The sequence below is a fragment of the Christensenella sp. genome (assembly GCF_034927525.1).
In the GTDB taxonomy this organism is placed as follows: domain Bacteria; phylum Bacillota; class Clostridia; order Christensenellales; family Christensenellaceae; genus Christensenella.
Genome location: NZ_JAYFPU010000229.1, coordinates 1 through 7,117 on the forward strand (window position 1 = coordinate 1; position 7,117 = coordinate 7,117).

The following is a 7,117-nucleotide window of genomic DNA, read 5'->3' on the forward strand; positions in this document are numbered from 1 at the left end:
TTTTCTTTTTCTCACTGTATCTTTATTTACCTTTTTTAACACCCTATCTGATTTCATTGGGATTATCGGCAACGCTTGCAGGCGTTATTTTTGGTTCGCATATGTTTATGCAGATTGCACTGCGTTTTCCATTGGGACTGAAATCGGATATGCTTGGAAAGCAGAAGGTGTTCATAGTATCCGGGATGGTTTTTTCCGCGCTGGCGGCAGGTATCATGTATCTTTATCCAACACCGGTAATCATCTTTATAGGGTGCGTGATTGCCGGGGTATCCAGCACTATGTTTGTTGCATTTACCATGCTTTATTCAAAATATTATGCGGAAGATAGTAGTACGAAGGCGATGGGCGCGATCAATGCTATGACGCAGGCAGGGATATTCGCGTCGTTTTTGGTGGGTGGTTTTTTTTATCAAAAGGCCGGGATCAAGGAATTGTTTTTTATTAGTTTTATTGCAGCAATAATGGGGATGATCCTCTCCTTGTTTGTGAAGGAACAAGCATCGGAACCGGTGAAGATCGATAAGACGAAGATCGCTGGAATAATGAAAAACAGGGAATTGATCGTTTTTTCGGTCGCAGCCATTTTGCTTAAAACAGTTGTGTTTGCGACGGCGTTTTCTTTTACCCCTAAGATGGCGCAGGATATTGGCGCAAGTGGAACTGAAACAGGTATTGTAAATGCGCTTTTTGTTGCAGCCTCCATCATTGGATCGATTTTTGTAACAACGAAAGCCGGAAAACGGTTGAATGCTACAAAAACGGGTGTTGTTGGGTTCCTAATCCTTGCGGGATACGCTGTAAGCATCCCCTTTGTTCATAGTATATGGCTGCTGATGGTGGTGCAGGTCATCGGCGGGTTCAGCTATGCAGCTCCAAACACGATCTTTATGACATATGCAGTGAAAGGCTTGAAAGAAGAACAAAAAACGGCAGGAATGGGGCTGTATCAGGCTCTGTACAGCATAGGTTCCACATTGGGGCCGATCATTCTGGGCATATTTGCCGATGGTTTCTCTTATGCGGCAGGCTTTATTGTAATTGGAGCATTTTCTGTCGTGGGGCTTGTTTTTGTTTTACTGACGACAAGAGGGGATGCGAAAAACGCCGCTAACAACAGCTATATATCGTAACGCAGATACAATGGGGGATGGAACGGTCTCGTAAAAGAAGGTGTGATATGTTTGGTCTGAAAATCGATATCCGAATCTTTAAAATGGCGTTCAGTATCTTTGCCTGTATTTCGCTCTATTACATTTTTGGCCAAGAAGACCGGGTAGAGGCGATGATGGTATCCTGTTTGTCCGCGATTCTTGGTATTGATCCACAGACTTCGAACATGGTTGATTTTACGAAACAAAGATTGATAGGGACTGCCGTTGGCGGAGCCATTGGAAGCCTGTATTACGTTATCGTCGAATTAGCGGACGTTGTGGCCGTGTTTCAGATAGTATTCATCCCTGTACTTTGTATTGCGGGTGCGTACCTGGTGGGGGGATCGAAACGTCTGAACGCAGTGAAGGGGGTCATTGCCACGTTGATTATGGTGACATTGATCATTGAGCCGGATCAGGGATTCCGTTTTGCCCTCATCAGGCTGATCGCTACAGCCGTAGGGGCGGTCGTTGCTATTTTGGTCAATGTGGGGTTTCATGTGATCAGGGATATTATACAAAAAAAGCAGAGAAATTCTTAAAGACTGACAAAATTTCCTTAATCATTCAATCCCTCGAATTGCATATTGTAATAGCTGGCGTAGAGGCCGTTTTTGCCAATCAGCTCTGCATGCGAACCACGCTCCTGTATTCCTTCGTTGCTCATGACGATGATCTCGTCCGCGTTACGGATGGTGCTTAAGCGGTGCGCAATGACGATGGTTGTACGGTCTTTAGACAGTTTTTCAAGAGATGCTTGGATGTGACGTTCGCTCTCGTTGTCAAGAGCGGAGGTCGCCTCGTCAAGAATGAGGATACGCGGGTTTTTCAGGAACACACGCGCAATGGCGATGCGCTGTTTTTGTCCGCCTGAAAGACGTACGCCGCGTTCGCCGACGCTTGTATCGTAACCGTCGGGCAGCGCCTGTATGAAGTCGTGGATGTTCGCGTCCTTTGCGGCCTTTATGATCTCCTCGTCCGTTGCCTTGGGCTTGCCATAGGCGATGTTGTCGCGGATCGTTCCGCCGAACATATAAACGTCCTGCTGGACGATGCCGATCGTGCTGCGCAGTGACTTAAGCGTCGTATCGCGTACGTCCTGTCCGTCAATTTTTACCGCACCCTTTGAAACATCGTAGAAGCGGGGCAGCAGGGAACAAAACGTGGTTTTTCCGCCGCCTGACGGGCCGACAAGCGCGACCGTCTTTCCGGCGGGAATGGAAATATCGATGTGTTCGAACACGTGAGAGTCGTGATCGTAACCAAATGAAACATCCTGGTATTCGATGTTGCCTGCTACGTTATGCAGGGGCTGCGCGTTTTTCTTTTCCTTGATATCCGGCTCGGTATGGATGATCTCTAAAAAGCGCTTAAAACCGGCGTAGCCTTTTTGAAATTGTTCTGTAAAATTGATCAGCACATCGATGGGCGCGACAAAAATGCCGATGTACAGGGCATAGATCGCAAGATCGGTAACGCGCAGCGTACCATTTGCGATGAAGAATCCGCCCGAAACAAGTACGGCTGTATAGAGCAGGCCGGTAAAGAAATTATTGCCCGCGTGAAACGTGCCCATGACTTTGTAACTGCTCTTTTTGGAATCCAGAAATTCTAAATTGCTGTATTCGAATTTCTCGCGCTCGAGATCCTCGTTGGCAAACGATTTGACGACGCGGATACCCGACAGGCTATCCTGCACCTGCTGGTTTACACCCGCGATTTTTTTGCGGTTGTCCATAAAAATTGCGCGCATCTTTCTGTTTTTACTGATGGAAAACGCGATCATAAGAGCAGTGACGGCAAGCAGGATGAGCGTCATCGGGACGTTGATAAACATCAGCAGCACAAACGAGCCGATGATTTTCAGCGCTGAAATAAAGATGTTTTCCGGGCCGTGGTGCGCGAGCTCTGAGATATCAAACAGATCGGAAACAAGCCGCGACATCATATCTCCCGTATTATTTTTATCGTAATAGGAAAACGAAAGCCGTTGCATCTGGTCGAACAGGTCTTGGCGCATATCGCTTTCCATCTGCGCGCCCATGACGTGCCCCCAAGTGGTGATGTAATACTGGCAGCCATAGCGGATCAGATACATGACAACGAGGGAGATGGCCACGATCCACAGGGAACGGACGATGATATCCGCATCCATTGTGTACAGCCCGCCTGTTAGAAAATTCAGGATCTGCGGAAAGGCAAGATCCACGATGGATACGACAAGCGCGCAAAACAGGTCAAAATAAAACATCTTCCTGTAGGGCTTGTAGTAACCGACAAAGCTTTTAAAAATAGACATACAAAAACCTCTCTGATAAAATTCATATATACCTATATAATACACATATATAGTGTACAAAACATCCAGTTTTTTTGTTTTTAAAATTTTTGGTAAAAATATTTTTTAATTCACACTAAAATAGTGGAAATTGTGTTTGACATTTGGTACGGGGTGTATTAATATATCAGAGTAATATAGTGGGAATTGAAAGGGGGACTGCCGGAATGAAATTATCGACAAAGGGAAGATACGGGCTGCGGGCAATGATAGACTTAGCAAGCAGCGATAGTGAAGAAGCAGTTTCCATTAGCAGTATCGCGGCGCGCCAGAGTATTTCCGAAAGCTATCTGGAGCAGCTTGTGGGCAAGCTGAAAAAGGCAGGACTTGTAAGCAGTATCCGCGGGGCACAGGGCGGTTATGTGCTGGCGAAGAAGATGGATGATATCTCGGTAGGGGATATCCTGCGGGCGCTGGAGGGCGATTTGAGCCCCATCGATTGTCCGGCGCTGGTGGGCGAGGGTGGATGTGAGCAATCCGGTTCGTGCGCATCCAAGTATGTGTGGCAGCGTTTAAACGACGGGATCAATGAGATCGTGGACGAAATCAAGCTGAGCACTTTGGTAGAACAGGAAAACGGTATTTGTTCTCCTTCCAGACGTGCGGCAGATTATCATTAATTTTCATGAGGAGTAACGCGAAGATGGGAAAGTTTATTTATCTGGACAACGCAGCGACAACGGCGACGCGCCCCGAGGTGGTGGACGCTATGCTCCCCTATTTCTCTGAGAAATTTGGGAATCCATCGAGTATTTATCAGTTCGCGGCCGAAAACAAGGAAGTGGTCGACGATGCGCGTAAGGTGATAGCCGATACGCTAGGCGCTAAGCCCGAAGAAATTTATTTCACGGCGGGCGGCAGCGAATCGGACAACTGGGCGCTTATTTCCACTGCGCAGGCGTATAAGAACAAAGGCAATCATATTATTACCAGCAAGATCGAGCACCACGCGATCCTGCATACGTGTGAATATCTGGAGACACAGGGCTACGATGTAACGTACCTCGATGTGGACGAATATGGATTCGTGAGGCCGGAGGAGCTGGAAGCGGCGATTCGTCCGGAAACGATCCTTATTTCCATCATGTATGCGAACAACGAGATCGGGACGATCGAACCGATCAAGGAAATCGGTACAATCGCCAGAGAGCATAAGATCGTGTTTCATACTGACGCGGTGCAGGCATACTGCCAGATTCCGATCAATGTGGATGAATGCAATATTGACATGCTGAGCGCGAGCGGACATAAACTCAATGGCCCTAAGGGTATTGGATTTTTGTATGTGCGCAAGGGTATCAAGTTAAAGCCTTTTATTCATGGCGGGGCGCAGGAACGCGGCAAGCGCGCGGGTACGGAAAACGTGCCGGGCATCGTGGGGCTTGCAAAAGCGATCGAGATCGAAGCCGCTACCTTAGAGGAGCGGACGCAAAAAGAAATCGCGTTGCGCGATCACCTGATTGACCGTGTGTTAAGCGAGATCGAATATGTACGTCTCAATGGCGACAGGCACAAGAGGCTGCCCAATAACGCAAATTTCTGTTTCCGGTTCATTGAAGGAGAAGCGCTCCTCTTAATGCTCGATATGAATGGCATTTGCGGTTCTTCCGGAAGCGCCTGCACGTCAGGATCCCTCGATCCGTCGCATGTGCTTTTGTCGATCGGGCTGCCGCATGAGATCGCGCATGGCTCGCTTCGTATTACGCTCAACGAAACAAATACAATAGAAGAAATGGATTATGTTGTAGATACGCTTAAGACGGTGGTGCAGCAAATCAGGAATATGTCGCCGCTCTACGATGATTTTATGAAGTCGCAGGCGAAGTAACGAAAGGAAGGACCAGATTATGTATAGTGAAAAAGTATTGGAACATTTCCAGCATCCGCGGAATATGGGAGAATTGGAAAACGCGAGCGGCGTCGGTACGGTCGGCAACGCAAAATGCGGCGATATTATGAGAATATTTTTGGATGTTGACGATGCGGGCGTGATCCGCGATGTGAAGTTCAAAACGTTCGGCTGCGGTGCTGCGGTCGCGACAAGCAGTATGGCGACCGAAATGATCAAGGGAAAAACCATACAGGAAGCGCTGGAGGTAACGAACAAAGCCGTTATGGAAGCGCTTGATGGACTTCCGGCGGTCAAGGTGCATTGCTCTGTATTGGCGGAAGAGGCCATCCATGCGGCGCTGTGGGACTATGCGGAGAAAAACGGGATCGTTATTGAAGGGCTCAAGAAGCCGGATAACAGCGAAGACGAACACGGACATTAAGAAGAAAAATAAAAACCGGTCATGTATTTCATGACCGGTTTTTTGTTATCTCTCCCATTTGTCAGAAAGGCTGTTGACCTGATCGGTGAATTTTGCAAGGCTTTTGTTCGCGCCGCCACGGTTTTTGTGGATCACGCCCATCAGGCGTTCGCCTGCCGCAACAAGGCGGTCGAATATGGTATCCGGACGCGATAGCGTCTTGACGGGTGCTTTTTCCCGCACGCCTTCCTGTAGGATCGTGTCTGACGAAAGGTCTGCCAGCGCGCCGGGATATGGTGCAAAAGCGTTGAGCTTCAGTTCGTCCCTTAGCCTGTCCGCAAAAAAGTCGCATACCGCGGCCTGACCGTGCGTGACAAACACACGCTGCGGCTTGGGCGTAAAACTGCTGATCCAACGGATGAGGCCGCCGTTGTCGGCGTGACCGCTGATCCCTTCCAAGGTACGGATGTCGGCGGAAACTGTGACTTCTTCGCCGAACAGCTTGACCTGCTGCGCGCCTTCCAGAATCTTGCGTCCCAGCGTACCCACGGCCTGATAACCGACAAACAGCACAGTACATTCGCGCCGCCAGAGATTGTGCTTTAAGTGATGCTTGATGCGGCCCGCATCGCACATGCCGCTTGCGGAGATGATGACCTTTGGTTGTTTGTCCGCATTGATCATCTTGGAATCTTCGCTGGTGACGGATGTTTTGAGTCCTGAAAACGCGATGGGGTTGATGTGATTCCTGATCAGCTCCGCCGCTTCTTCGTCATAATAGCCGCGGCTGTTTTCATTAAAAATGTTTGTCGCCTCGATCGCTAAGGGACTGTCCACATACACGGTAAAATTGCCGTGGCCCGCTACGAGGCCGCGCTCTTTGATGATACGCATGAAATACAGCAGCTCCTGCGTGCGCCCTACGGCAAAGGAGGGAATGACCACATTGCCGCCGCGGTCAAACGTCTTTTGAATGAGTGCTGACAGCTCGGCCACATAGTCGGGCTTTATGCCGTGGCTCCGGTCGCCGTATGTACTCTCCATCACCACATAATCCGCATCCGTAAGGTATTGCGGGTCGCGGATCAGAGGTTGATTCACGTTGCCGATATCGCCTGAAAAGACGATCTTTTTGTGGATGCCGTCTTCCGTGATATCCAGTGTGATGCTGGCGGAGCCGAGTAAATGTCCTGCGTCGGTATAGCGGACGGAAATCCCGTCGTATAAAGCGATATCAGTTTCGTATTGGCAGGGGACAAAGAGCGAGATCGCACCGATTGCGTCGTCCATTTCGTAGAGCGGCACATATTCCGCGCGGCCTGCGCGTTTGCCCTTGCGGTTACGCCATTCGGCCTCAAACATCTGGATATGCG

7 protein-coding genes are annotated in these 7,117 nt (G+C 49.1%); 5 read left to right on the plus strand and 2 right to left on the minus strand.

The window, feature by feature from the left end:
• Window positions 1-1,133 (plus strand): MFS transporter (locus VB081_RS09585; protein WP_323400599.1); only part of this gene is annotated, 1,133 nt, incomplete at its 5' end.
• Window positions 1,134-1,180: 47 nt separating this feature from the next.
• Window positions 1,181-1,696 carry an FUSC family protein gene (locus tag VB081_RS09590; RefSeq protein WP_323400600.1) on the plus strand — a complete coding sequence of 172 codons (516 nt, stop codon included), beginning with the start codon at window positions 1,181-1,183 and terminating at the stop codon, window positions 1,694-1,696.
• A 17-nt stretch (window positions 1,697-1,713) separates the two neighbouring features.
• Here the strand turns inward: VB081_RS09590 and VB081_RS09595 are convergent, their stop codons facing one another.
• Entirely contained in the window at window positions 1,714-3,453 is a 1,740-nt protein-coding gene (locus VB081_RS09595; protein WP_323400601.1) for an ABC transporter ATP-binding protein, read from the minus strand.
• Between the two features lie 206 nt (window positions 3,454-3,659).
• On the opposite strand from VB081_RS09595, the gene VB081_RS09600 reads away from it, so the two are divergent.
• From VB081_RS09600 to nifU, 3 genes are read left to right on the plus strand one after another with little or no spacing between them, the layout of a single operon-like run.
• Window positions 3,660-4,112: an RrF2 family transcriptional regulator gene (locus VB081_RS09600; protein ID WP_323400602.1), complete on the plus strand. Its 453-nt coding sequence runs from the start codon at window positions 3,660-3,662 to the stop codon at window positions 4,110-4,112.
• 23 nt (window positions 4,113-4,135) lie between these two features.
• Entirely contained in the window at window positions 4,136-5,320 is a 1,185-nt protein-coding gene (gene nifS, locus VB081_RS09605; protein WP_323400603.1) for a cysteine desulfurase NifS, read from the plus strand.
• Between the two features lie 19 nt (window positions 5,321-5,339).
• Complete coding sequence (gene nifU, locus VB081_RS09610; RefSeq protein ID WP_323400604.1) at window positions 5,340-5,765, plus strand: Fe-S cluster assembly scaffold protein NifU; 426 nt, start codon at window positions 5,340-5,342, stop codon at window positions 5,763-5,765.
• A gap of 45 nt (window positions 5,766-5,810) precedes the next feature.
• Here the strand turns inward: nifU and VB081_RS09615 are convergent.
• Window positions 5,811-7,117 (minus strand): MBL fold metallo-hydrolase (locus VB081_RS09615; protein ID WP_323400605.1); only part of this gene is annotated, 1,307 nt, incomplete at its 5' end.